Annotated in this window: 1 protein-coding gene; it reads right to left on the reverse strand. The window is 73.2% G+C overall.

Annotated elements, in window-relative coordinates; all coding sequences use genetic code 11:
* Positions 1–455 (reverse strand): DNA-3-methyladenine glycosylase family protein (locus tag B4M60_RS09540; RefSeq protein ID WP_414646778.1); only part of this gene is annotated, 455 nt, incomplete at both ends.

Genomic DNA, 455 nt, shown 5'->3' on the forward strand with positions numbered 1-455 from the left:
GGTGTCGGTGTCGGTGTTGGCTGGCCGGTCTGGTCCACCGCCCGCCACAGGTACCACGACGCCACCGAGCGGTACGGCGCCCAGATCCCGGAGCGGGCGAGCATCCGGGCCGGGGTGGACGGGCTGGCCGGGGTGGCCGGGGTGGCAGGGGTGGCCGGGGTGTCGAGTCCCAGAGCCCGCTCGAACCCCCTGCGGACCCCGACGTCGGCCAGGGGGAACACGTCGGGCCTGTCCAACAGGAAGATCAGCAGCATCTCCACGGTCCATCGGCCCACTCCGCGGACGACGGTGAGAGCGGCGATCACCTCGTCGTCGTCGAGGGTGGTCAGTTCCGGCAACGTGGGGATCCGGCCGGTCCGCACCGCGTCGGACAGATCGCGCAGCGCGGCCACCTTGGGGCGGGAGATGCCGCACGCGCGGAGTTCGTCGTCGGGGAGTGCGGCGACGAGTCCGGG

It is taken from the genome of Dietzia sp. UBA5065, from assembly GCA_002415925.1.
In the GTDB taxonomy this organism is placed as follows: Bacteria; Actinomycetota; Actinomycetes; order Mycobacteriales; family Mycobacteriaceae; genus Dietzia.